This is a genomic window from Streptomyces gottesmaniae (assembly GCF_031845845.1).
GTDB lineage: Bacteria > Actinomycetota > Actinomycetes > Streptomycetales > Streptomycetaceae > Streptomyces > Streptomyces akebiae.
Genome location: NZ_JAVRFJ010000012.1, coordinates 25,161 through 49,502, shown reverse-complemented (window position 1 = coordinate 49,502; position 24,342 = coordinate 25,161). Strand labels below are relative to the sequence as shown.

Genomic DNA, 24,342 nt, shown 5'->3' with positions numbered 1-24,342 from the left:
GGAGCCCCCGCTATGGCTGTCCTGATCGCACAAGCGATGCCCCTGGGCGGGCTGCAGCCCACCTACGCCGCCGCTGCCGGAGGCGGCGACCAAGCCCCGATCGGCGAGAAGCTCGTCCTGCACGTCCGCAACGACGACGCCTCGGCGAAGACCGTCACCGTCGCCACCCCGGGCACCGTCGGCGGCCTCGCGATCGCCGACGCCGCACAAGTCATCCCCGCCGGCGGCGACGCGTTCATCCCGCTGAAGTCCACCTACCGGGACCCGGCCACCGGCAGGGCCGCGGTCACCTACAGCGCGGCCACCTCCGTCACGGTCGCCGTCCTGCAGCTGCCCTGAGCCATGGCCCGGGTGCGGCTGGAGGGCCTGCAGAACGCGCTGCGCGCCGTCGCGCGCGTGCCCGAGGCGATGCGGCAGGCCCGCGCCGAGACGCTGGAGGAGTGGGCCGACAACGTCAAGGGCACCGCCACGGAGAAGGCGCCGCGTGACGAGGGCGGCCTCTTCCAGGCCCTCGACAAGCGCGTCAACGCCCACTTCGGGCGGGCCGAGGTGGGGGTGTGGGAGGAAGACCAGCTGGAGTACGCCCTGTACGTCGAGAAGGGCACCTCGAAGATGGCCGCCCAGCCGTACCTAGTGCCCGCTTTCAACGACCACCGCAGGCAGGTCACCCGCACCTACCGGGCGGCGTTCCGTCGGCACATCTGAAGGGGGGTGAGCAGGTGAGCCTGACCGACTCCTGGCTCCGGCAACTGACGCGCGAGCGCAGGCGCCTGGCCGATGCGGAGGCAGCGCGGGCCGATGCGCTGCAGAAGATCGCCCGGCTGGAGAAGAAGATCGCCAACGACAAGCAGCGAGGGAGGGGCGGGTGACAACGGCCCTGTGGCCGCTGCAGCTCGCCATCGTGCAGCAGCTGCGCGCCAACGCCCCGCTGACAGCCCTGGTTACCGGCGTCTTCGACGAGGTCCCCGAGAACCAGCCGCACCCCTACGTCACCGTCGGCTCGATCACCGAGACCGTCGACGACGCCCACAACCAACGCGGCCTCGAAGCCCAGGCGGAGCTCCACATCTGGTCGTCCTACCCCGGCTACAAGGAGGCGGCCGACATTCTCACCGCCCTCGACACCGTCCTGGACCGCCAGCCTCTGACCGTCAGCGGCTTCCGTGACGTGTCGGTCGCGCACCAGCAGCACACCGAGCTGCGCGACCCCGACCCCGACATCCGGCACATCAACGTCAGCTATCGCGTGTGGCTGACCAAAGCGTAAGGAGGCAGACCGATGGCTGGTCTGGACGCTTTCGGCACCCAGCTGCAGCGCGGCGACGGAGCCACCCCCGAGATTTTCACCCCCATCGCGAACGTCACCGACATCACCCCGCCCGGTATCGAGCGCGAGACCTACGACGTCACCGCGCACGACAGCGAGGACGCCTGGCGCGAGTTCATCGGCGGCCTCAAGGACGGTGGCGAGGTCGAGCTCGACCTCAACTACGACCCCCGCGAACACGACTCGCTGCTCGCCGACTTCGCCGACGCGGTGCCCCGCAGCTACAAGGTCGTCTGGCCCGGAACGCTGGGCAACTGGGCCTTCAAGGCGATCATCACCAATTTCGAACCCGAGGCCCCGCACGACGACAAGCTCGCCGCGAGCGTGACCTACAAGGTGTCCGGCAAGCCCACCATCACCACCGGCTCCTGATGCCGCGCGCCAAGCGGATCGAGGTGATCCGGCGCGGCACCGGCTGCCACGTCCTGGTCGACGGCGTGGAACTACCGGCCGCCATACCCCGCGACAGTCACGTGGTGGTGGCCGTCAACCCCGACGAACGACCGACCGTCACGGTCACCCTCACGGCCGACCAGGTCACAGTGACCGACGCCCTGCACGACGAATGAGAAGGTGAACGGCCCATGACCCAGTACCTGTCCGCCGATCAGATCCTCGGCGCGGACGACCTCACGTATGAGGACGTCGAGGTTCCCGAGTGGGGCGGCACCGTCCGTGTGCGGGAGCTGCCGGGCACCGAGCGGGACAAGTTCGAGTCGCAGTTCGTCGGCAAGGACGGCGCCTCGATCCGCGCCGAGGGCCTGGAAGGGTTCCGCTCCCGGCTCGCCGCCGCGGCGATCGTCGACGCGGACGGCAAGGTGCTGTTCCGGTCGGTGGCCGAGACCAAGCGGCTGGGGGAGAAGTCCGCGGCCGCGCTCACGCGCGTGTGCGACGTCGCGGTCCGTCTGTCGAGGCTGAGCGATGAGGACGTCAAGGAACTGACGGGAAACTGAGGGCGCGGCCAGCCAGGCAGTTCTACTTCCGGCTGGCCGCGCACCTCAAGGCCCGCTCCGTGCGCCACATGCTCGCCGACATCGGCTCGGCGGAGCTCGCCGAGTGGCGGGCGTACGAGCAGATCGCGGGCCCCCTGGGCGCAGTCCGCGGGGACGTGAACGCGGCGACGATCGCGTCCGCCATCGTCGCGGTGAACCGCGGCAAGGGGCAACGGGCGCCCAAGCTGGCCGACTTCATGCCCCGCTGGGACCGCACACCCGTACGCAAGTCGCCGGAAGAACTCTTCAAGGCGGCCATGGTCGCGAACGCCTCCCTGCAGGGGCGGGTGATCACCAACAACTGAACAGCGCGAGGGGGTGATCGCCCATGACCACCCTCGCCTCAATGACGGTGCGCCTGGGCATCGACACCGACCAGCTGCAGGCGGGCGCCGACAAGGCCAAGAAGGTCCTGACCGGCGTCGGCAAGGCCGTCGGCGGCCTCGGTGTCGGCCTGCCGGTCGCGGCCGCCGTGGCCGCCGGTGTCGGCGCGATGGCGGCCTCGTTCGTCTCCGCCGGTATCGCGGCGAAGGCATTCCAGCTCGCCGTCGGGCCGCAGATGCAGGCCGTGGCCGACGTCGCCACCCTCGCCGAGGAGGCGGAGAAGGCGGCGGCCGCCGGCGCCGAGGACGCGGCCGAGAAACAGAAGGCCTACAACGACGCCCTCGCCCAGCTGCCCCCGGCCACCCGCGCGACGGCCAAGGAGTTCATCGGGCTGAAGAAGGACTACAGCGCCTGGTCGGACTCGCTGTCGTCGACGACGATGCCGGTCTTCACCAAGGGCCTGCAGCTCATGCGCCGTCTGCTGCCCGCGCTCACACCGTTCGCCAAGGCCGGCGCCGAGGCCTTCGGGGCGTTCGTCGACGAGATCGACCGCGCCACCTCCGGCAAGGGCCTGCAGGCCTTCGCCGACTCCATGGCGAAGGTCGCGGGTAAGAACCTGCAGAGCTTCCTGTTCGGGCTGAAGAACATCGCCGTCGGGATCGGCGGCGTCATCAAGGCCTTCCTGCCGCTGTCGACCACGATGTCCGGCGGCTTCGAAGCGGGCACGGCCGCGTTCGCCCGCTGGGGCCAGAGCCTGCACAACAGCGAGGGGTTCGCGGAGTTCATCGCCCTCGCCCGCGAGGGCGCCACCACCCTCGGCCAGGTCGCCAAGGCGGCCCTGAACCTGCTCGCCGCGCTCGGCCCGCTGATCGGGGTCACCACCCAGGTCGCCCTGGTCCTCGCGCGGATCATCAACGCACTGCCGCCGGACGTGCTGTCCGCGATGGCCACCAGCATTGTCGCGGTCGCCATCGGGATGAAGCTCTGGGCGGCCGGAGCGAAGGTCGTCGCCGTCGCCAACACGGTGATGGCGTCCTCGACCTACCGGGCGATCGCCGGGTGGACGCGGATGATGGCCGTCGGCATCGGCGCCTACGCAAGGATCGCGGCGGCCGCCGTCGCCTCGGCGGCCCGCACCGCCGCCGCTTGGGCCGGGGCCGCGCTGCGGTCGATGGCGACATTCGCCGCGCAGATGATCCGCACGGCGCTGATCGCGGTCCGCCAGTTCGTGCTGATGGCCGCCCGCGCGATCATCTGGGCCGCGACGATGGCCGCGCAGTGGCTGATCGCCATGGGGCCGGTCGGCTGGATCATCCTGGCCGTGATCGCCCTCGTCGCGCTGATCATCGCCTACTGGGACGAGATCAAAGCGTTCACCATCGCGGCCTGGAACGCGGTCTGGACGTGGATCAAGGGCATCGCCCAGAAGGTCTGGGATCTCTTCCTGAACTGGTCGATCATCGGGCTCGTCATCAAGCACTGGTCGACGATCCAGTCCAAGACGGTGGCGATCTGGAACGCGATCGTCGCGTGGGTGAAGAAGATCCCCGGCTGGATCTACCAGGCATTTTTGAACTGGACCGCCTTGGGATTGTTGATCAAGCACTGGACGTCGATGAAGAACGCGACGGTCCGCAAGGCGACCGAGCTGATCAACTGGGTGAAGGGCATCCCGGGCCGGGTCAAGTCGGGACTGGGCAACCTCGGAAACGTCCTGTCGGGCGCGGGCCGGGCGCTGATCCAGGGCTTCATCAACGGCATCAAGGGCATGCTCGGCTCGGTCAAGAACGCCGCCGGCTCGATCGTGAGCGCGGCCCGGGACTACTTCCCCTTCAGCCCCGCCAAGACCGGCCCGTTCGCGGGCAAGGGCTACACCCTCTACTCCGGCCAGGCGCTCGCCGACGCGTTCGGGCAGGGCATCACCGACGGCGTCCCCGGGGTGCAGTCCGCCCTCGACGGCATGGCCACCATGCCCGGCCTCACCCTCGCCAACCGCGCCGGCCGCGGCGGCGGCGCGGCCGGGGCTGCGGCCTCCACGGTCCGCATCGAGGTCGCCGGGCCCGAGGCCATCAAGGCGATCATCCGCTACATCGTCGTCAAGGACGGCGGCGGCAACGTGCAGAAGGCCTTCGGCCAGAACTAGAAAGGGGGCCTTACGCATGGTGTTCCCGCACACCCCGCTGGACCGGCGCACCGAGCTGCGGCTCGACGGCGTCTGGACCGACATCACCAGCGACGTCTACGAGCGCGACGCCATGGAGATCGACCACGGCCGCCGGGACTTCGGCTCCCGCACCGACCCGGGAAACCTGACGATCACACTGAACAACCGGGACGGGAAGTACTCCACCCGCAACCCCGAATCGCCGCTGTGGGGGCTGCTCGGCCCCAACACGGCCGTGCGCGTGTCCGTGCCCGGCGACACCTCCTACCTCGAACTCACCGGCGCCGAGACGTCCTACGCCTCCACCCCCGACCACGCCTCCCTCGACATCACCGGCGACATCGAGCTGCGGTGGGACGGCGAGGCCAACTGGTACGGGCCCGGCGCGGTCATGCTGCTCGGGAAGTGGGGCGGAGTGGGCGAGCGGTCGTACCACATGCGGCTGCAGGACGGCTGGCTGTACATGCAGGTGCAGTACAGCTCGACGACGTTCGTGTTCGCCGCGCAGCCGCTGCCGGTGCTGCCCGACCGGGCCGCGCTGCGGACCGTCCTCGACGCCGACAACGGGGGCGGCGGGTTCTCGATCAGCCACTACTGGGCGCCCACGATCGCCGGGCCCTGGACACAGATCGGGGACACGTTCTCCTCCACCCTCGTCGGCCCGATCACCGTGCACACCAGCACCGCCCCGCTGACGATCTCCCCCACGCACCTGAACGTGAGCCCGCCGCGCCGCCCGTATGAGGGCAAGGTCTACGCCGCCCAGGTCTACGGCGCCGGCGTCCTGGTCGCCAGCCCCGACTTCACCACCCAGGCCGTCGGCTCGGCCGGGTTCACCGACTCCGCAGGCCGCGCCTGGACCTACAACGGCACCGCCCGCATCAGCAACCGCGCCTACCGCTTCCACGGGGAGATCTCCACCTGGCCCAAAGCGTGGGTGCCCGGCGGCGCGGACGTGTGGTGCTCGGTGGAGGCCGCAGGCGTCCTGCGCCGCTACGACCAGGGCACCAAGGCCCTCAACTCCACGCTGCGCCGCCGTATCCCGTCCGGGAACCCGATCGCGTACTGGCACTTCGAGGAGGACCGCGAGGCCTCCCGCGCCTCCTCGCCGATCACCGGCGTCCAGCCGGCCGCCGTCACCGGCATCGAGTGGGCCGCTGTCGACACCCTGCCCAGCTCCAAGGCGCTGCCGAAACTGTCCTCGGCCGCCACCTTGTCGGCGATCGTCCCCACCGCCACCGATGGGCAGTGGCAGGTCGAATGCGTCTACAACGCGGACGACAACGCCCCGCCCGACGCAGGGCCCCGGGCAGAGATCCTCAGCATCTCCACCACCGGCACCGTGCGCCGCTGGGTCATCAGCATGAAGGCAGGGTCCGCGCACGTCGCCGGGTACAACGCCTCCGGCACCGACATCATCAACCAGGGCATCAGCTTCACCCGCGATCATTTCCACGGCTGGCACCGGCTCCGCTTCTACGTCCAGGACGTCGGCGGCGGCCAGATGGAATGGGTCGTCGGCTGGGCCCACGTCAACGAAAACACCCTCCAGTTCGACGAAACGGTCACCGGCTCGCCAGGCCATGTCACCGCCGTCACCGCGAACTGGGGCGCCCTGACCGAGAACTGGTCGTTCGGGCACCTGTCGGTCATGCCGGACGCCGCGAACACCATCTACAACGGCTCCGACTCCGCATACAGCGGCGAGACCGCGTGGCAGCGCCTGAGCCGCCTCGCCACCGAGGAGAGCCTCCCCATCGCCCGCGTCCCCGGACGCCTCACCCCCGAACGGGTCGGCCCGCAGCGCCCCGAGGAGATCCTCGAACTGCTGCACCAGGCGGCCGAGGCCGACGGCGGCATCCTCATCGAGGACCGCGACCGCCTCGGCCTGGTCTACCGCGAGCGCTCCAGCATGTACGCCCAGGAACCCGCCCTGATCCTGGACTGCAACGAGCCCGGCCTCGACGACGAGAACCTCAAGCCCAAGGAAGAGGCCGACTTCGTCCGCAACGACATCACCGTCAAACGCTCCGGCGGGAGCGAGGGCCGGGCCGTCCTCGTCGGCGGGAAGTACGGCACCGACCGGATCGGCTCCTACGACCACGCCCCCGAACTATCGCTGGACGCCGACACCCAGACCGAGCCGATCGCGTACTGGCTGCTGCACCTGCTCACCCACGACGGCGCCCGCTACCCCTCGGTCACCGTCATGCTCCACAAGCCCGGCGCCCAGGCGCTCATCCCCGACATCCTGCGGATGCGCGAGGGCGACCTGATCCGCATCATCAACCTGCCGAGCTACGTCGAGTTCGGGCACCTCGACCTGATCGTCCAAGGCTGGCACGAGCGGGCCGAGCTGCAGCAGTGGACGATCACGTTCAACTGTTCGCCGGCAGGGCCGTGGCGCCTGGCCACTACCAACGTGGTCGCGGAGGGGTTCGAGGACGGCGTCTACGACGTCACGATCACAGGCGGCGGCAACCTGCCGTGGACGCGAACGACCGCGCAGGCGCACAGCGGCTCGAACTCCCTGCGTTCCGGCGCCATCAGCAACAACCAGACCTCCGACGCCGCCCTCACCCTGCCGGCGGCCGCCACGTCGCTGTCGTTCTGGTACCGCACCAGCAGCGAAGCCTCGGGGCCCGGGTTCGAGGGAGACCGGCTCCTGGTCCTCGTCGACGGCGTCCAGGTCCTGCGCGCCCAAGGAGCCACCGCCTGGACGAAGTTCACCGTCGACGTCACCGGCAAGTCCGCGGTCGTCTTCCGCTACGCCAAGGACAACAGCGCGACGTCCGGCGAGGACGCCGTCTACATCGACGACCTCAGGATCATCGTCGGCAGCCACGCCCCGACCAAGGCCAACACCGACGGCAGCGAACTGGCCGCCGGCGTCGACGCCGACGACGGCACCCTCAGCGTCAACGTCACCGCCGGACCGAGGTGGACCACCGACACCAACGAGATGCCGATCCTGATCGACGTCGACGGCGAGCAGATGCTCGTCACCGCCATCTCCGGCACGTCCAACCCGCAGACCTTCACCATCGGCGCCCGCTCCTACAACGGCGTCACCAAAGCCCACCTCGCCGGCGCCCCCGTGACGCTGGCGTACCCGGCGATCGCGTCCCTGTAGAGAGGAGGACCCGTTGGCTACGCCTGTCGAGCAGTGGTTCGCCGGAATGGACATCACCGCCGGCCGCCTGGAGTCCATGAACCAGCGCTCCGCGTTCCAGGTCACGAACTACGGCGCGGACAGCAGCGGCACCGTGAACGCCGACCCCGGCATTCAGCTGGCCCTCAACGCCGCGAGAGACGTCGGCGGCGCCCAGGTCGTCGTCCCGCCCGGGGTGTACCTGATCGGCGCGACCCTGCGGATCTACAACAACACAAAGCTCACCCTGATGGCCGGCGCCGAGTTCCGCCGCAATGTCGCCGCCACGATGATCATCAACGGGGACGCGGGCCAGTCGTTCGGCGGCTACACCGGGCACTCCCGGATCACGATCGAGGGCGGCCTATGGAACATGAGGGGCACGACCGCCGGGCTCACCGCGAGCGCGATGTGCATCTCGATCGGGCACGCCACCGACATCACCATCCAGGACCTCGAAGTCAGGGACCTGCCCGGCTACCACGCCATCGAGATGAACAGCACCACCCACGGCGTGATCCGCAACTGCAAGTTCCGCGGCTACATCGACCCCGGATCAAGGGACTTCAGCGAGGCCGTACAGATCGACCTCGCCAAGAGCGTGGGCGTGTTCGGGGGGTTCGGGCCCTACGACCACACGGCGTGCGAGGACATCCTCGTGACCGGCTGCCACTTCGGCGCGTCCGGTACGGCAGGTACGACCGCGTGGCCGCGCGGGGTCGGCTCCCACAGCGCGACGATCACGAAGTATCACCGCCGCATCCGTGTGATCGGCAACAGCTTCGAGGGCCTCCTGCAGTACGCCGTGTCCGGCTACAACTGGGAGGACGCGGCCATCGCGGCGAACACCTTCGTCAGCTGTGGCTCCGGGGTGCGGCTGCGGACGGTCATCCTGTCCGACACCGAGGACACCAAGCTCCCCGACGGCACCCAGACGTCCGCCTCACAGTCCATGCGGAACCTATCGGTGGTCGGCAACACGTTCAGGGGCGGCCTGGCCTATGACGAGCCGATCGTGGCGCTCGGCGAGACCTCCGGGCAGATCCTCAACCTCACCATCGGCAGCAACTCCATCGACGGCTCGACGTCGGGGCAGGCCGGGATCCGCTGCCAGGAGGTACAGCGGTTCGCGATCAGCGGCAACGCGATCGCCAACGTCGACGGCACCGGCATCAGCCTGGAGACCTGCCTCCACGGCAGCATCACCGGCAACGAGGTCTACACGCCCGGCTCCCACGGCATCACAGCGGTGACCTGCCAGCACATGACGTTCACCGGCAACGAGGTCAAGTTCCCGGACGAGAACGGCATCTTGGTACAGGACGGCAACAACATCCACCTGCGGAACAACTACGTGAAGAGTCCCGGCCGGGCGACGAACGCGACCTACTACGGCGTCCGCATCTCGACGGCCGCCTCCTCGATCAGCCTGTCCGGGAACAAGACGCGGCCCAACGGCACAGGCAACGAGGCCATCAACGGCCTGTCCATCACCAACACGTGCACGCTGATCCACCGCAACGGCAACGACTGGCGCGGCACGGAGTTCACCGGCGGCGCCCTCTCCGACCTGTCGACGACGCCGAACACCACGGCCACCGACATCTCCTGAAGGGACGCACATGAGCTTCAGCCTGCGGATCGAGGGCCTGGTCGCGGACGTCGTAGCCAAGATCGAGGCGGCCGACAACCACGGCGACACCACCCAGTTCGAGGCCGTCCGCACGCTCGTCCTGGCCGAGCTGGAGGCATGGCCGACCGGCCCGGGGGCGCCGAACGGGGCGCTCGTGGAGGCGGCTGGCCACTTCGACGACACGAGCCGGAACGTGACCGTCGTGGTCCGGCCAGTGCGAATCGGCACCCCCGAGGACTGACCGCTTCGCCTTCTCTGTTCGCCCCGTGCCGTCTGGCCGGGGCTTTTCTCATGCCCAGGAGGCACCCCATGAAGCTCGTCACGCGCGCCCAGTGGGGTGCCCGCGACTACCGCACGCCGAACGGCGCGACCCCGTACAGCCGGGCGCGCCGCGGCGTGAAACTCCACTACCTCGGCACCGAATTCGCCGACCGGACGCACGACCGCTGCGGCGCCTACATACGGCTGCTCCAGGACCAGCACATGGACGGTCGCGGCTGGTCCGACATCGGCTACAGCTTCCTGGTCTGCACCCACGGCTACGTGTACGAGGGCCGCGGCCTCAAGCGCCGCAACAGCGCGAACGGCAACACCACGCTCAACGAGCAGGACTACGCGGTGTGCCTGCTCGTCGGCTCCTCCGGCCGCACCCAGCCGACCGACGAGCAGCTGCACGGCGCGCGGGATGCCATCGAGCACTGCCGCACAAACGGTCCGGCCGGCGACTGGCTCGGCGGGCACCGCGACGGCTACGCCACCACGTGCCCCGGTGACGCGGTCTACGCCTGGGCGAAGAAGGGCGCGCCCCGACCCGACGACGGTGGGTCGGAGCCAGAGACGCCGGCCACGGAGCGGCCGGTCGTCGACCTCTCGAAGCTCATCGCCGCGGCGAAGGCCGACCCGCCGAAGAAGGGCACCCCCGTCTCGTACCCGGGGACGAAGGTCGTCGAGGCCGCGCTCGTCGCCGAGGGCCTCCTCGCCCGGTCGCTCGCCGACGGCCACTTCGGCTCAGCCACCGTCGACGCGTACGCCCTCTGGCAGCGCCGGTGCGGCTGGTCCGGCGACGACGCCGACGGCCTCCCCGGCATCGCATCACTCACCAAGCTCGGCAAGCGCCGCGGCTTCGACGTCAAGGAGTAGGCATGGCCTCTGCATCCGCCCCCATCGAGAAGAAGGTCAAGGCCGCCAGCGCGGTCACGTACCTCGTCAGCCTCGCCGCGCTGGCCATCCTCGGCGCAGTCACCGATGACCCGTCGCTCATCAGCAGCATGCCGGACGCGCTGGAACCGTTCGTGCTCTCGCTGATCCCGGCCGCGTCCGCCGCGGTCGCAGGGTGGGCCGCGCCGCACACCCCGCGCTCGGACGCCTGACTGATCGGAGCCGCACGTGGCCGACCCGACGACCGGTGAAGTAGTCCGCCGCATGGACGACGTCCGCCAGGATTTGAAGGAGGACATTCACGGAGTCGTCGGGCTCGTCAACCAGAAAGTCGACGCGGAGATCTTCCGCCTCGGGCAGCAGGCGCAGGACGAGCGGCACACCGCAGTCGTCGCCCGCGTCGCGAAGCTGGAACAGCAGGCCGAGGAGAAGGACAAGCAGCGGCAGAACGACCGCCGCCTGATCTTCTTCAGCCTCGTCGTACCGGTACTGCTGCTCGCCATCCAGCTGTACAACGCCAACAAGGGGGCGTGACGTGAGCGCGCACAGACTGCCCCGCCGTGACCCGGTCGCCCTGCTGCTGGGCGGGTTGCTGGCCTTGCTGGTGGCGTACATCTGGTGGCAGACCTCGCAGCTAGCCCAGGATCTGCGCACGGCGAACGAGGCGCGGGACGCCCTCGCGTCGCAGGTGCAGCAGCTCGGGGAGAAGCCCGTGGCCGGGCCGCCGGGGTCCCGGGGTGAGCCGGGTGCGTCCGTGACCGGGCCGCCTGGACCGGCCGGGCCGCCTGGACCGCCAGGCCCTTCGGGGGTGAGCGCCACGGGCAAGCCCGGGGAAGACGGCGAGGACGGCACCCCAGGAACCCCCGGAGCCTCCGGGCAGCCGGGGCACCCGGGCCGGGACGGCGAGTCCGTGACGGGGCCAGCCGGACCGCCAGGACCCCAGGGCGAGCCGGGACCGGCCGGGCCCCGGGGTGAGCCGGGGTCCGACGGGGTCGACGGCGAAGACGGACAGACCTGCCCGGACGGCTACAGCCTCCAGGCGCCGGCCGACGACCCTGACGCGCTCATCTGCCGCCGCGACGGCGCCCCACCGCCTGATGAGCCTGGCAACGGAAACCCGCTCGCCGCCCTCGATCCCACCCGCCGCCAGTACCCGTAGCCCCACGACAGCGCCCCCTGCACGGTCCACGCGGCCGTGCAGGGGGCGCTTCGTCATGCCCGGGGCTCAGTCGTCGAGATCGATCGCGAAGTCCACGACGGTGGTGTCGCCGCGCCGCACGATCGGGTGCGCCACCTCGACGATCCGGCCCGTGTCAGCGATATGCCGCCGCGTGTACCGCAGCACCGGCACCCCGGCGCCGACCCGCAGCGTCGCCGCCTCCAGCTCGGTGGGCATGCCCGCGGTGAACGACTCCGTGATCCTGGTGACGCGGATACCGAGGCTCGCCATCTGCGCCCTGGTGCCGCCCGGCCACGGCTCGCTGATGGGGTCGGCCACCGGTGTGCCCTCGACGTCGGACCACCGCACGTAGGACGTGCTCATCTGGGTGGGCTGGTCGTTGTCGTGGAACACGAAGTGCCGGGCGAGGAGCCGCTCGCCGACCTCGCACTCGAAGAGGGCCGCGAGCTCCTCGAACCGCTTGTCGAGCCGGTACTCGGACCAGCCGATGCCCTGATCGCGAGTGAACGGCGTGGACTTGGCGCCGGGCTTGGCCCGGTAGCGGTCGGCGGCCATGCGGTGGACGGGCGGCCGGGGCCGCACGCGGGTTCCGGCGCGGGCCCGGGTCTCGATGAGTCCCTCGCCTGCGAGCAGGCGGAGCGCGTTGCGAATGGTGGTGTCGGAGACGCCGTACTCCCTGCACAGGGCGGGGAGCGTGGGGATCTGGTCGCCGGGCCCGTACTCGCCGGAGGAGATGCGTCGCCGCAGGTCGGCGGCGATTCGCAGGTACTCAGGCTGTGCCACCGAGACACCCCCACTTCGAATGATCGAGTCAATCTGAGTACACATAATCCCCATCCCGCTTGACCAGCGCCAATCTCGGCGACAATCTGAGTACAGATAAGCAGTACCTGTACTCAGATAACCAGGGTTCCCGGGGGTCAGCTATGCCCGAGTCCGGCCAGACGTGGCAAAAGCCCTTCAAGGGGCTGCCCATCGAAGCCACCCACGTCCGGCTGTGGACCGCTGGCCGCGTCAAGCACCCCGACGCCCCGCAGATCGCACACGAACTGTTCGTCGCCGTGCTCGGCTCGGGAGCCGACGTCATCGAGATGACCCTCTCGACCGCCGGCCCCCGCATCCGCATCACCGCGCGCGGCCCCGACCAGATCCCCCTGCTCTACAGCCACGGCCCCGGCTGGCTGATCGTCTCCGGCCTGGCCCGCCAGTCCGGCATGACGACCGACGAGTGCGGACTCTGGGCGCAGTTAGGGGAACGGCGATGACCGAACAGCCCGAGATCCCGCGCACGATCGCATGGTGCGCCTGGCACGACGGACTGTCCGACACCGTGCGCCTCATACAGGTCGGCGAGGCAGGGAAGCTGTTCGCGTGCGAGCGCTGCCGCATCGCGCACAGCCTCGTCCCGCTGGCGGACCAGCCGTGAGCCATCTCCCCGAGCCGCCGCCCGTCACAGGCCTGACGTGGGCTCAGTCCTCCGGGTGGGCGTGCTGCCTGTGCGGCAAGGCCATATGGCGCGGGGCCGTGAGCCTCGGCCGGGCGCCGGGGCGCATGGGTGCCCATGACCTCAGCGTCGAGGTCTGGGCCTGCTCGGACTGCGTCCGCACCGACGACCCCACACCGGATACCAACATCCAAGGAGACGCCTGATGTTCTGCGCACGCTGCGACAAGCCCCTGAAGGGCAACTTCGACACCATCGAAAACCCGGGAGAGAGCGGCTCCGGGGGCACCGTCCAGGTGTGCACGGTCTGGTGCAAGCCGAAGCCCCGCCAGAGCGCGCCGGCTGAACGGCGATGACACCCGCCCGTCCCTGCACCCCGCGAGTTCCTGGGGGCGGGCGGGACCAGGCCCCGGCCGGTACGCGTGTCCCGGCCGGGGCCGCCAGAACCTTGAAACCGTCGCCACGCCAGTGCCTAGACTGGCCGCTTCGCCCGGAGAGGACCACGATGCGCCCCGATAGCTTTGTTCCGTTTGTCATTGATTGCGTTAAGAACACGCCGGGCGTGGCCCGCGTTCAGACGCTCGCGGAAGCGGGGGTCAACAAGTACCCGTTCGGCTTCGCAGTGACCGTCGGCTCCAACGAGGTGCAGTGGCAGGTCACCGGCCAACTCGCGGACGGCGAAAAGCACGACACCCCTACCGCCGAGGTCGAAGGGACGCCAGCGGCCTGGACGGACACCACCGTGACGGACGGCGGCGAGGAGTGGCTCGCGGCAGTCCTCGGCCGAGCCGAGTCCCCGGCCATCGCCTCCATTGAGCGATGGTCCACCAGGGACCGCAGCCGACCCGACCACGTCGGCGTGACGGTCAGCTTCCACAACGGGTCGCGCGCGTTCGTCCGCCGCATCTGAGACCTCCCCGCCGCACAGCTGCGACGCGGGGAGTGCACCACACATCAGCACCATCCCGACAAGCAAGGGAGAACTGATCATGTGTGACCACCAGAGCAGCCATCGCTTCGACCCCGGCCAGTGCTCGGCCGCGTGCCCCGTATGCGGCGCCTACGGCAGCGCGGAGCCCGGCCAGCCCACCGCACCACACCAGCCGGTCGGCAGCCGAGAGATGTGCCCCGGAAGCGGACAGCCCGCCGTCTGACCTGATCACCTGAAGTGCCGCCGCGGCCCCGGCCAGGAATCATCCGGTCGGGGCCGCTCCATGTCAGTGGGGGCTCGTAGGCTGGCCGTATCTATCCGCGTTGCTGGCTGCGCGCGGCTGCTCGGTGCAGGGCCCGGACCTTGGTGCAGGTCCGGGCCCTGCCGCGTCCACGCGCCGATTTCCGCTGCAACCTTGGATTCGAAGGCCGGTCCACAGGCTGTGGAAATTGACCGCATAACCGCAGGTCAGAAGGCCGGAATGCCGCCACGACAACAGCGCCCGCACAAGATCAACTGAAAGGCGTCATAGGAAAAGATTGGGGTTCCCGGTCCCGGTCCCGCCGCTGATGACGTACGACAACCGGGAGCGGATCAGCGCCCGCAGGACGCGGTCGCCGCCGGGCGGCACCGTGCCCGCCTCCACGAGTTCGGCGAGGGTGAAGGCGCGGGGCCGGACGACCCTCAGGGACAGGCAGGTGGAACCGACGGCCACCGGCGGGAGCACCGCGTGGAGCCGGGTGCCGTCCGGGAGCCGGGCATCCACCCACGGTCGGGCGTCGTCCAGTCGGCGTCCGGCGACGGCCGCCAGGCGCTGCGCGAGCCGTCGTACGGCCGCCGCGTCCGGGAAGGAGATCCCGGTGAGCTCTAGGCCGCCGCCCCGGTCCACCCACACCCGGTCCGGCGCGGACACCAGCACATCGGTGACCGAGGGATCGGCGAGCAGCGGCTCCAACGGCCCGCTCCCCACCAGCTCCGACCGCAGCCGCTCCGCCGCCCCGAGGACCTCGGCGTCCCCGAGCACCCGGCCCCGCTCGCGCAGCGCCTGCGCCACACGTGCGGGCGTCGGCTCGGCCCCGCTCTCGACGAGCCACTGCCGTACACCGTCCAGCAGACCGTCGTCGGCCATCCCGTTCACAGGGCCCCGCCCTCGCTCGCACGGCGCCCGCGAGGCCCCGCCGCGCATGGCTCTCCGCTGCCCGGCACCCGGTTCACGCCGCCTCACCCCGAGCCGCCACACGCGCCCAGAAGCCCTCGCAGAACCGCGCGAGCGGTCCGCGGGGGACGCCTCCGGGTGGTTTGCCGCCGTCGGGCAACTCGGCCTCGGTGGGCACCTCACCCACGAGCGGCAGCCCGAGGAGACGGGCCACCTCGTGGTCGTCGAGGCCAGGGGCGTACGGTCCGCGGACCGCGACGCGCAGGTCACGGAGGACCATGCCGAAGGCGGAGGCGACCCGGGAGGCGGCCGCGACGGCGCGCAGTTCGGCGGGGACCACCAGGAGCCCGATGTCCAATTGGGCGAGGGCTTCGGCGACGCCTTCGTCGACGCGGCGCGGCAGGTCGACGACGACCGCGCCGCCGCGCCGCCGGCCCGCCGCGAGCACCGCGCGGACGGCCTGGGGCGGAATGGCCACGGCGTCGCCCCGGTCCCAGCTGAGGACGCGCAGGGCGTGCATCTCGGGCAGTGACTCCTCCAGCGCGCCGCCGCCGACCCGGCCGCGTGACGCGGCGAAGGCCGGCCAGCGCAGTCCGTCGGCGCTCTCTCCGCCGAGGAGCACGTCCAGGCCACCGCCGAGCGGATCGGCGTCCACGAGGAGGGTGCGGGTGCCCTGTCGTGCGGAGGTGACGGCGAGGGCGCAGGCCAGCGTGGACGCGCCGGCACCGCCCCGGCCGCCGACGACGCCGACGGTGAGAGCCGGCCTGCCGACGCCCTCCGCCACGTCCGCGATACGGTCGACGAGCCACTGCTCGCCGTCCGGCAGCATCAGGACGTGGTCGGCGCCGATCTCCACCGCCCGCTGCCAGACCCCTGAGTCGTCCTGGTCCTTGCCGACGAGCACCACTCCTCGTCTGCGCGCGGCCCCGCGCAGCCGCCGCGCCGCGTCGGTTCCGACGAGCACGAGCGGCGCCGTCTCCCACCGGCCCCGCCCGTCCGGCACCCCGTGGTGGACCTCCGGCCGGGCGCCCGCGGCCGCGCACAGGCGCAGCAGGTCGTCCAGCAGTTCCACGTCCTCGGTGACGATCAACGGCCTGCCCTGCCGCCCCTCGGCGGCGGACGGCCGGTCGTCGGTGATGGCTCCCGCCATAATCTCCAGCCCCTCTCGCTGTGTGAACGCGGTCGCCCGGTGTTCCCGACGTCCCGTTCAACTCCTGTGGGACGCACCGGAGATCGGCCGCCGCGGAGGCGGTCGGCGGAATCCGGCGCTACGCATCCGCGAAACGGAACCGGCCATGAACTCGCCGTCGTCGGGACGCGCTGGAATCACGGTGCAGCGGTCTGCGAAATGAAGTGGATCTTGGTCGATAACTGTGGACAACTGGGCCCTTGGGGATATCGCCGTCACCCGAACAGGCGACGCTTGTGCGACTTCCACAGCGCAGCCTCACGGCTACGCACGGTGACGGATCCTGTGCCAAGGCAGAGGAAAGCCCACGAGGGCACGAGAGCACCTCGCGGGCAGGAGGGGAGAGAGGAAACGCGTCCGGACATGCGACGACCCCCACCGGGGGGGAGAGTGGGGGTCGTCTCCACGGCCGACTCGGGGGGGGAGGAGCCGGACCGGGTTAGCACGGTCGCGAACGATCCGTGACTTCCATGGTGTACCCGAGAGGCCTCTCAGGCAAACCCACGCGCCCCACACTAGCCCGAATGGCGGGCGCCTATGCTCGGGCCGTGGAAAACCACTCCTTGCCCCGCACAGCGGCCTTCTTTGACCTGGACAAGACGGTCATTGCGAAGTCGAGCACGCTCACCTTCAGCAAGTCCTTCTACCAAGGCGGCCTGATCAACCGCAGGGCCGCCCTGCGAACGGCGTACACCCAGTTCGTGTTCCTCGCGGGCGGCGCCGACCACGACCAGATGGAACGGATGCGGAAGTATCTGTCCGCGCTGTGCCGGGGCTGGAACGTCCAACAGGTGAAGGACATCGTCGCCGAGACCCTGCACGACCTGATCGACCCGATCATCTACGACGAGGCCGCCTCCCTCATCGAGGAGCACCACATAGCGGGGCGGGACGTCGTCATCGTCTCCACCTCCGGCGCCGAGGTCGTCGAGCCGATCGGCGAGCTCCTCGGCGCGGACCGGGTCGTGGCGACCCGGATGGTCGTCGGTGACGACGGCTGTTTCACCGGTGAGGTGGAGTACTACGCCTACGGGCCGACGAAGGCGGAGGCGATCCGGGACCTGGCCCAGTCCGAGGAGTACGACCTCGCGCACTGCTACGCGTACAGCGACTCGGCGACGGACCTGCCGATGCTGGAGGCCGTGGGCCACCCGCACGCGGTGAACCCGGACCGCACGTTGCGCAAGGAGGCCCTCGCGCGCGGGTGGCCCATTCTCGACTTCCACCGCCCGGTCCGCCTCAAGCAGCGCCTGGCCGTGCGGCCGCGGCCCGCCCTGCTCGCGGCGGCCGCCATAGGCGCCGCGGCGGCCACCGCCGGCCTCGTCTGGTACGCGAGTCGGCGCCGTGTGGCGACCGCCTGAACGGCGGTCCGCACGACGGCAGCCGATTCACCCTCTTTGAACCTAAAAGTAAAGAAGCGCAGCGAGGGGTTCCGCTTGACCGGTCCCTGGAGTAGAAAGGATTCAAGGCCCGCGAGACCAAAGGACATCCGAGAGGATCACCTTTAACAACTCATTTTGGCCCCACGGACCCAGCATGAACACCGGGCACCCACGCGACGTCGACCCGTCGATTACGGGCCAGCCGCACCAGGTCACGGGCCACAGTTCCCGGCCTGATGGGCATATATCGAGGACGCTTGGTAACCGGGTGGACATGCCAGCGGCGGTACGAATTCTCGTACCGCCGCAACCCTTTTCCGGGGGTTTCCCGCCGCCCGCCCCGTGTCTCTACGCCGCCCCGCGCTGCAGCGCCTCGCACACGGCCGTCGACTCACGTGCGCCCAGCTCGATCGCCCTGCCGCAGTGGGTGATCCAGGCGGACATGCCCTCCGGGGTGCCGGAGGCATAGCCGTCGAGGGCGGCCAGATAGGCGGCGCGGCCGAGTTCCGCGTGGCCGACCTCCGCCGGGCAGACCGACTTGGGGTCGAGGCCGCTGCCGATCAGGACGATCCGCTCGGCCGCGCGGGCGACAAGGCCGTTGTGGAAACCGAAGGGCCGCAGGGCGAGCAGTTCGCCGTGGACGACGGCGGCAGTCACCAGGGCCGGGGCCGAACTGCCCTTGATGATCAGATCGGAGAGGCCGTCGAGCCGGCCGGCGACCTCCGCCGCGCCCGGCAGGGGCAGTTCGACGAGCGGCTCGTCGACGGTCTCGCCGTCCTGTCGCGGACGTCCCACGCGCGCGTCGTCGCTTCCGGCCGCGACGAGGTGCAGGCGGGCCAGCACCCGCAGGGGCGACTGCCGCCAGATGGACAGCAACTGGCCCGCCTCGGCGGTGAGCCGCAGTGCCGCACCCACGGCGCGGGCCTCGTCGTCACCGTCCTGGCCGCTGAAGTCCGTACGGCGCCGTACCTCTTCGAGGGCCCAGTCGGCGCCGGACAGCGCCGCCGAGCCGCGCGCGCCTCGCAGGGCCGCCTCGGAGGTGACCGCGTTGCTGCGACGGCGCATGACGCGGTGGCCGTAGACCCGGTCCACCGACTTGCGCACGGACTCCACGGATTCGGCCACACCGGGAAGCTCTCCCAGGGCCGCGAGCGGATCGGCGGCCGCACCTGTCGTACTCATGAGTACGACCCTACGCGCATGGGCTGCCGACCCCTCGAAGGAGTGGTCTTCCCGGCGGCGCGAACACCCTTGGCGCCCATCCCACTACCGTTAGTGAACATGAAAATTGCTTTCGTCGGGAAGGGCGGGAGTGGCAAGACCACGCTGTCCTCCCTGTTCATCCGCCACCTCGCCGCCTCCGGGGCCCCCGTCGTCGCCGTCGACGCGGACATCAACCAGCACCTGGGCGTCGCTCTCGGCCTCGACGAGTCGGAGGCCGCCGAACTGCCCGCGATGGGCGAGCGGCTGACGCTGATCAAGAACCATCTGCGGGGCGCCAACCCGCGGATCGCCTCCGCCGAGACGATGATCAAGACCACCCCGCCGGGCGACGGCTCACGTCTGGTGCGGATCTGCGAGCCGAACGCGATCTACGACGCCTGCGCCCGCCCGGTGGAACTCGACGGCGGGGCCGTCCGTTTGATGGTCACCGGCCGCTTCACCGACGCCGATCTGGGGGTCGCCTGCTATCACTCCAAGACGGGAGCGGTGGAGCTCTTCCTGAACCACCTGGTGGACGGCCGCGACGAGTACGTGGTGGTCGACATGACGGCCGGTTCCGACTCCTTCGCGTCCGGCATGTTCACCCGTTTCGACATGACGTTCCTCGTGGCCGAACCGACCCGGAGGGGAGTCTCCGTCTACCGCCAGTACAAGGAGTACGCCGCCGACTACGGCGTCGCCCTGAAGGTCGTCGGGAACAAGGTGCACGGCCAGGACGACCTCGACTTCCTCCGCACCGAGGTCGGGGACGACCTGCTGGTCGCCCTCGGGCACTCGGACTGGGTGCGCGCCCTGGAGAAGGGCCGCCCTCCCCGCTTCGAGCAGCTGGAGGAGGCCAACCGCCGTTCCCTGCGCCTCCTGCACGAAGCGGCCGATGCCACGTACGAGCTGCGCGACTGGGAGCGCTACACCCGGCAGATGGCGCACTTCCACCTGAAGAACGCCTTCGGTTGGGGCAACGAGAGGACCGGGGCCGATCTGGCCGCGCAGATCGACCCCGAGTTCGTGCTCGGCGAAGAGGTCGCCGCCGCCGTGTGAGCGTGGCTACGGCCTGGCGGCGGGTGCCCCCGGGACACCCTTCGGGGCCGGTGCCGGTCCGGCGGACAGGAAGGTCTTCCAGCCCTCCTTCGGGGACTGTCCGACACCCAGACCGCGCAGTCTGTCCAGGACCTTCGGGTCCTGGGCGTCGAGCCAGTCGGCGAGCTGCCGGAAGGAGACGCAGCGCACCTCGGCCTTGCCGCAGACCGCCTCGATGGCCTCCTCGACGGCGCGCATGTAGACGCCGCCGTTCCAGGACTCGAAGTGGTTGCCGATGATCAGGGGCGCGCGGTTGCCCTCGTAGGCGCGCTCGAAGCCCGCGAGCAGCCCGTCACGGAACTGGTCGCCCCACTGTTCCCGTCGGTCGGGCGCCCCCGCCCGGGCGCCGGACTGGTTCACGTAGAAGTTGTAGTCCATGGTCAGCGTCTCGAAGTCCCGCCCCGGGACGGGGACCAGTTGCATCGACAGGTCCCACAGCCCGTCCTTCTTCTCGGGCCAGACCTGGGTCCCGACGCCGCTGGTGTCGTAGCGGAAGCCCAGTTCGCGGGCGGCCCGCGTGAAGTTCGCCTGCCCTTCCAGGCAGGGTGTGCGGGCGCCGATCAGCTCCTTGTCGTAGTCGAAGGGCAGGGGCTCGGCCTTCTCCGTGCCGGTGTTGGTCTTCCAGGACTTCACGAACGACTTGGCCTGGGCGATCTCGCTCTTCCACTCCTCGACCGACCACTCGCCGACCCCACCGCCGGGGCCGCAGAAGTGGCCGTTGAAGTGGGTGCCGATCTCGTTGCCCTCCAGCCACGCACCGCGCAGCTGGTCCACGGTGTCCTTGATTCCGCGGACGTCGTTGAACCCGATGTCGGAGCGACCCGGTGAGTGCTGGGGCGGCCGGTACAGGTCCCGCTTCTCCTCCGGCAGCATGTACACGCCGCTCAGGAAGTACGTCATGGTCGCGTCGTTGGCCCGGGCGACCTCACGGAAGTGCGAGAAGAGCCGTTGGCCGTCCTCCCCCGCGCCGTCCCAGGAGAAGACCACGAACTGCGGGGGGCGCTGACCGGGCTTCAGCCGTTCCGGCCTGGTCAGGTGCGGCTGCACCCCGGTGTAGGCGGTGGAGCCGTCGCCGATCAGCCGGACCGCGGTCTTGGGCGGCGCCGGGGCACCTCCCTTCGTGGGCCCGCCCTGCCGGCCCTCCTGCTCCGTGGTGTTCGCGCCGGGTGAGCCGACGGTCGTCGTCGGCTCACCGATCCCGCATCCGGCGAGCGTCGCGGCGCAGGTCGCGGCGAGCGTGACTCCAGCGGCGATCCTCTGGGTGACGGCCATGTCCCGCCCACCTTCCTTCGCTCAGGGGCAGAGCAGCCAAGGTCACACAGAGTTCCGATCATGATTAATACGACAAGCCGATGAAAGGCTTCATTCACCCCCGCGAGTGATCTAATGACCTATTTGCCGCTAATGTCCTGGCGTGTCCTTTACTCTGCATTACGATTCGTTTACTGAGCGTTGAGGATTCCCACCGTTGAACGCCGTGCCCCACGGCCGCGAACCGACGCGTCCGCGCAGCCCCGGAGGAGACGGGAGAACATGTCCGCCTGCGTACCCACCCACACCACCGACCCGGACTCGAGCCGAACGGAGCGTGATCACCGACCGCACAGCCCGCCGGAGGGGCCGCGCCGTCGGTTCCATGTCTCGGCCGCCGACCTGTCCGCATCCATCGCGGTCTTCCTGATCGCCCTCCCCCTGTCCCTGGGCATCGCCCTCGCCACCGACGCACCGCTCCAGGCCGGCCTCGTCGCAGCCGCCGTCGGCGGAATCGTGGCCGGACGCCTCGGCGGATCCCCCCTCCAGGTGAGCGGCCCCGCGGCCGGTCTCACCGTCGTCACCGCCGACCTCATCCACCAGTACGGATGGCGCACCACCTGTGCCATCACCGTCCTCGCGGGTCTGTCCCAACTGGGCCTGGCCCACCTGCGCGTGGCCCGCTCGGCGCTCGCCGTCAGCCCCGCGATCGTGCACGGCATGCTCGCCGGCATCGGCGTCACCATCGCCGTCGCCCAGCTGCACATCGTGCTCGGCGGCACCCCGCAGAGCTCCGTCAGCGCCAACCTCGGGGCGCTGCCCGCCCAGTTGGCGCACCTGCACCCCGCCGCGGTCTCCGTGAGCGTCCTCACCCTCGCCCTGCTGCTCGCCTGGCCCCGGCTCCCCGGCCCCGTCGGTCGGCAACTGCGCACGATCCCGGCCGCCCTGGTCGCGGTCGCCGGCGCCACGGCGGCTGCCGCGGTCGCCGCGTTGAGCCTGCCCAAGGTCGAGCTGCCGTCCTGGCGGAGCCACGCCCTGGCCGGCGTGCCCGACGGGCCGGTGCTCGGCCTCGTCGCGGCCGTCCTCACCACCACGCTCGTATGCAGCGTGCAGTCGCTGCTCGGGGCCGTCGCCATGGACAAACTGGCGGCCGGGCGGACCGACGTACGGCGCTCCGACCTCGACCGGGAGCTGCGCGGCCAAGGCGCGGCCAACGTCGTCTCCGGTGCCCTCGGCGGCCTGCCGATCGCCGGCGTCGCCGTCCGCAGCACGGCCAATGTCCGTGCCGGCGCCACCAGCCGAAACTCCACGATGCTGCACGGCGTCTGGGTGGTCGCGGCCACCCTGCTGATGGTGCCCGTCCTGGAGCAGATCCCCCTCGCCTCACTGGCCGCCCTGGTGATGGCCGTCGGGGTCCAGATGGTGTCCCTGCACCACATCCGCACGGTCACCCGCCACCGCGAGGTGCTGGTCTATGCCGTCACCACCCTCGGCGTCGTCGTCTTCGGTGTCCTGGAGGGCGTCGCGCTCGGTATCGCCGTGGCCGTCGCCGTCGCCCTGCACCGCCTCACCCGCACCCGCATCACCCGCGACGAGAGGGACGGAGTCCATCACGTCCATGTGCGCGGCCAGTTGACGTTCCTGGCGGTGCCCCGCCTCAGCCGTGCCCTGCACCAGGTCCCCGTGGGGGCCGCCACCGTGGTGGAGCTGGACGGGTCGTTCATGGACCACGCGGCGTACGAGTCGCTGCAGGACTGGCAGCACGCGCACCACGCGCGGGGCGGCACCGTGGAGATCACCGGCCGCGCCGGCACCCGGATCGCCGAGCCCGCGAGCACCTCGGCGGCCGGCTGCCGTTGCCGGCCCTGGACTCCCTGGCGCAACCACCAGTGCGAGGCCCCGGCCACCCCGACCGCGGGCACGCCGCAGGAGGAGGCGGCCGAAGGCCCGAGCGGTCATCAACTGGCCCGCGGCATCAGCGCGTTCCAGCGCAACACGGCTCCCCTGGTCCGCAGGGAGCTGGCTCGGCTGGCGCGCGAGGGGCAGCAGCCCTCGCAGCTCTTCCTGACCTGCGCCGACTCTCGGCTCGTCACGTCGATGATCACCTCCAGTGGTCCCGGCGACCTCTTCGTCGTCCGCAATGTCGGCAACCTCGTGCCGCTGCCCGGCGAGGAGAGCGGCGACGACTCGGTGGCCGCGGCGATCGAGTACGCGGTGGACGTGCTGAAGGTACGGTCCATCACGGTCTGCGGGCACTCCGGCTGCGGCGCGATGCAGGCCCTGCTCAAGGCCGATCCGCACGGCGCCCAGACCCCCCTCAAGCGCTGGCTGCGCCATGGCCGGCCCAGCCTGGAGCGCGCGACCGACAAGAACCGCCCCTGGGCCCGTCTCGCGGGTCGCGAACCCGCCGACGCCGTCGAACAGCTGTGCCTGACCAACATCATCCAGCAGCTGGAACACCTGAGAGCCCACGACTCCGTCGCCCGCGCACTGCGCGAGGGGGCGCTCGAACTGCACGGCATGTACTTCCACGTGGGCGAGGCACAGGCGTACCTGCTCACGGAGGAAGCACCCGAGAGCGGCGTTTTCGATCGGGTCACCGGCACGACCGACCCGTCCGATCCCGCCGGGACGGTCCTGCACGACACGCGCGCGTGAACCGATTTCCCTCCGGGTCCGTGGGAAGGGGTGGCGTCCTGGCCGCAGGGCCACCCGCCCACAGGTCTAAACCAATCCGAAGAAGGCCCTTGTCATCGGGGG

General features: G+C 70.5%; 27 protein-coding genes and 1 pseudogene. 23 read left to right on the top strand and 5 right to left on the bottom strand.

Going from position 1 to position 24,342, the window contains the following annotated elements; translation table 11 throughout:
* Positions 1 to 12: 12 nt before the first annotated feature.
* The 16 genes from RM704_RS15545 to RM704_RS15470 all read left to right on the top strand — a co-directional run bounded on the left by RM704_RS15545 (position 13) and on the right by RM704_RS15470 (position 11,908).
* Positions 13 to 339 (top strand): hypothetical protein, encoded by a 327-nt coding sequence (locus RM704_RS15545; protein ID WP_033524621.1) that lies wholly within the window; start codon positions 13 to 15, stop codon positions 337 to 339.
* Positions 340 to 342: 3 nt separating this feature from the next.
* Entirely contained in the window at positions 343 to 705 is a 363-nt protein-coding gene (locus RM704_RS15540; protein WP_033524620.1) for an HK97-gp10 family putative phage morphogenesis protein, read from the top strand.
* A 14-nt stretch (positions 706 to 719) separates the two neighbouring features.
* Positions 720 to 869 carry a hypothetical protein gene (locus tag RM704_RS15535; protein WP_157856633.1) on the top strand — a complete coding sequence of 50 codons (150 nt, stop codon included), beginning with the start codon at positions 720 to 722 and terminating at the stop codon, positions 867 to 869.
* A complete protein-coding gene (locus RM704_RS15530; protein WP_033524619.1) occupies positions 866 to 1,267 on the top strand; it encodes a DUF3168 domain-containing protein in 402 nt (133 codons plus the stop codon). Before RM704_RS15535 ends, RM704_RS15530 begins: the two co-directional genes overlap by 4 nt.
* Before the next feature lie 12 nt (positions 1,268 to 1,279).
* Positions 1,280 to 1,699: a phage tail tube protein gene (locus RM704_RS15525; RefSeq protein WP_033524618.1), complete on the top strand. Its 420-nt coding sequence runs from the start codon at positions 1,280 to 1,282 to the stop codon at positions 1,697 to 1,699.
* Complete coding sequence (locus tag RM704_RS15520) at positions 1,699 to 1,896, top strand: hypothetical protein (protein ID WP_033524617.1); 198 nt, start codon at positions 1,699 to 1,701, stop codon at positions 1,894 to 1,896. The genes RM704_RS15525 and RM704_RS15520 overlap by 1 nt, the downstream gene beginning before the upstream one ends.
* Before the next feature lie 15 nt (positions 1,897 to 1,911).
* Positions 1,912 to 2,280, top strand: a complete 369-nt coding sequence (locus RM704_RS15515; protein ID WP_033524616.1) for a hypothetical protein — start codon at positions 1,912 to 1,914, stop codon at positions 2,278 to 2,280.
* Positions 2,281 to 2,348: 68 nt separating this feature from the next.
* Positions 2,349 to 2,624 (top strand): phage tail assembly protein T, encoded by a 276-nt coding sequence (locus tag RM704_RS15510; protein WP_052145765.1) that lies wholly within the window; start codon positions 2,349 to 2,351, stop codon positions 2,622 to 2,624.
* A 41-nt stretch (positions 2,625 to 2,665) separates the two neighbouring features.
* Positions 2,666 to 4,786 carry a phage tail protein gene (locus tag RM704_RS15505; protein ID WP_052145764.1) on the top strand — a complete coding sequence of 707 codons (2,121 nt, stop codon included), beginning with the start codon at positions 2,666 to 2,668 and terminating at the stop codon, positions 4,784 to 4,786.
* A gap of 16 nt (positions 4,787 to 4,802) precedes the next feature.
* Entirely contained in the window at positions 4,803 to 7,940 is a 3,138-nt protein-coding gene (locus tag RM704_RS15500) for a hypothetical protein (RefSeq protein ID WP_052145763.1), read from the top strand.
* A 13-nt stretch (positions 7,941 to 7,953) separates the two neighbouring features.
* Complete coding sequence (locus RM704_RS15495) at positions 7,954 to 9,570, top strand: right-handed parallel beta-helix repeat-containing protein (protein WP_033524615.1); 1,617 nt, start codon at positions 7,954 to 7,956, stop codon at positions 9,568 to 9,570.
* Positions 9,571 to 9,580: 10 nt separating this feature from the next.
* Positions 9,581 to 9,832, top strand: a complete 252-nt coding sequence (locus RM704_RS15490; protein WP_033524614.1) for a hypothetical protein — start codon at positions 9,581 to 9,583, stop codon at positions 9,830 to 9,832.
* Positions 9,833 to 9,900: 68 nt separating this feature from the next.
* On the top strand, positions 9,901 to 10,731 hold the full coding sequence (locus RM704_RS15485; RefSeq protein WP_033524613.1) for an N-acetylmuramoyl-L-alanine amidase: 831 nt from the start codon (positions 9,901 to 9,903) through the stop codon (positions 10,729 to 10,731).
* 2 nt (positions 10,732 to 10,733) lie between these two features.
* A complete protein-coding gene (locus RM704_RS15480; RefSeq protein ID WP_033524612.1) occupies positions 10,734 to 10,961 on the top strand; it encodes a hypothetical protein in 228 nt (75 codons plus the stop codon).
* A gap of 16 nt (positions 10,962 to 10,977) precedes the next feature.
* Positions 10,978 to 11,283, top strand: a complete 306-nt coding sequence (locus RM704_RS15475; protein ID WP_033524611.1) for a hypothetical protein — start codon at positions 10,978 to 10,980, stop codon at positions 11,281 to 11,283.
* Position 11,284: 1 nt separating this feature from the next.
* Positions 11,285 to 11,908, top strand: coding sequence for a collagen-like domain-containing protein (locus tag RM704_RS15470; RefSeq protein WP_052145761.1), 624 nt, complete (start codon positions 11,285 to 11,287; stop codon positions 11,906 to 11,908).
* A 66-nt stretch (positions 11,909 to 11,974) separates the two neighbouring features.
* Here RM704_RS15470 and RM704_RS15465 read toward each other — a convergent pair whose 3' ends face one another.
* Entirely contained in the window at positions 11,975 to 12,712 is a 738-nt protein-coding gene (locus tag RM704_RS15465; protein ID WP_033524610.1) for a GntR family transcriptional regulator, read from the bottom strand.
* A 143-nt stretch (positions 12,713 to 12,855) separates the two neighbouring features.
* On the opposite strand from RM704_RS15465, the gene RM704_RS15460 reads away from it, so the two are divergent.
* From RM704_RS15460 to RM704_RS15445, 4 genes are all read left to right on the top strand, one after another.
* Complete coding sequence (locus RM704_RS15460; RefSeq protein ID WP_033524609.1) at positions 12,856 to 13,194, top strand: hypothetical protein; 339 nt, start codon at positions 12,856 to 12,858, stop codon at positions 13,192 to 13,194.
* On the top strand, positions 13,191 to 13,355 hold the full coding sequence (locus RM704_RS15455) for a hypothetical protein (protein WP_192829522.1): 165 nt from the start codon (positions 13,191 to 13,193) through the stop codon (positions 13,353 to 13,355). The genes RM704_RS15460 and RM704_RS15455 overlap by 4 nt, the downstream gene beginning before the upstream one ends.
* Positions 13,356 to 13,578: 223 nt before the next feature.
* Positions 13,579 to 13,728 (top strand): hypothetical protein, encoded by a 150-nt coding sequence (locus tag RM704_RS15450; RefSeq protein ID WP_192829521.1) that lies wholly within the window; start codon positions 13,579 to 13,581, stop codon positions 13,726 to 13,728.
* Between the two features lie 206 nt (positions 13,729 to 13,934).
* Entirely contained in the window at positions 13,935 to 14,282 is a 348-nt protein-coding gene (locus tag RM704_RS15445; RefSeq protein WP_311590668.1) for a hypothetical protein, read from the top strand.
* Between the two features lie 556 nt (positions 14,283 to 14,838).
* Here RM704_RS15445 and RM704_RS15440 read toward each other — a convergent pair.
* Positions 14,839 to 15,441 (bottom strand): annotated as a pseudogene (locus RM704_RS15440) (ATPase, T2SS/T4P/T4SS family); the annotation flags it as partial.
* Positions 15,442 to 15,514: 73 nt separating this feature from the next.
* On the bottom strand, positions 15,515 to 16,609 hold the full coding sequence (gene ssd / locus RM704_RS15435; RefSeq protein WP_033524607.1) for a septum site-determining protein Ssd: 1,095 nt from the start codon (positions 16,607 to 16,609) through the stop codon (positions 15,515 to 15,517).
* Between the two features lie 563 nt (positions 16,610 to 17,172).
* On the opposite strand from ssd, the gene RM704_RS15430 reads away from it, so the two are divergent.
* Positions 17,173 to 18,009: an HAD family hydrolase gene (locus tag RM704_RS15430; protein WP_078936882.1), complete on the top strand. Its 837-nt coding sequence runs from the start codon at positions 17,173 to 17,175 to the stop codon at positions 18,007 to 18,009.
* Between the two features lie 369 nt (positions 18,010 to 18,378).
* On the opposite strand, the gene RM704_RS15425 is transcribed toward RM704_RS15430, so the two are convergent.
* Positions 18,379 to 19,212: a Fic family protein gene (locus tag RM704_RS15425; RefSeq protein WP_033524605.1), complete on the bottom strand. Its 834-nt coding sequence runs from the start codon at positions 19,210 to 19,212 to the stop codon at positions 18,379 to 18,381.
* Positions 19,213 to 19,311: 99 nt separating this feature from the next.
* Between RM704_RS15425 and RM704_RS15420 the strand changes: the two genes are divergently transcribed.
* Positions 19,312 to 20,292, top strand: a complete 981-nt coding sequence (locus RM704_RS15420; RefSeq protein WP_033524604.1) for an ATP-binding protein — start codon at positions 19,312 to 19,314, stop codon at positions 20,290 to 20,292.
* A 6-nt stretch (positions 20,293 to 20,298) separates the two neighbouring features.
* Here the strand turns inward: RM704_RS15420 and RM704_RS15415 are convergent, their stop codons facing one another.
* Entirely contained in the window at positions 20,299 to 21,603 is a 1,305-nt protein-coding gene (locus RM704_RS15415; RefSeq protein ID WP_033524603.1) for a polysaccharide deacetylase family protein, read from the bottom strand.
* Between the two features lie 261 nt (positions 21,604 to 21,864).
* On the opposite strand from RM704_RS15415, the gene RM704_RS15410 reads away from it, so the two are divergent.
* Entirely contained in the window at positions 21,865 to 24,240 is a 2,376-nt protein-coding gene (locus tag RM704_RS15410; RefSeq protein WP_033524602.1) for a SulP family inorganic anion transporter, read from the top strand.
* The last annotated feature ends 102 nt before the right edge of the window (positions 24,241 to 24,342 follow it).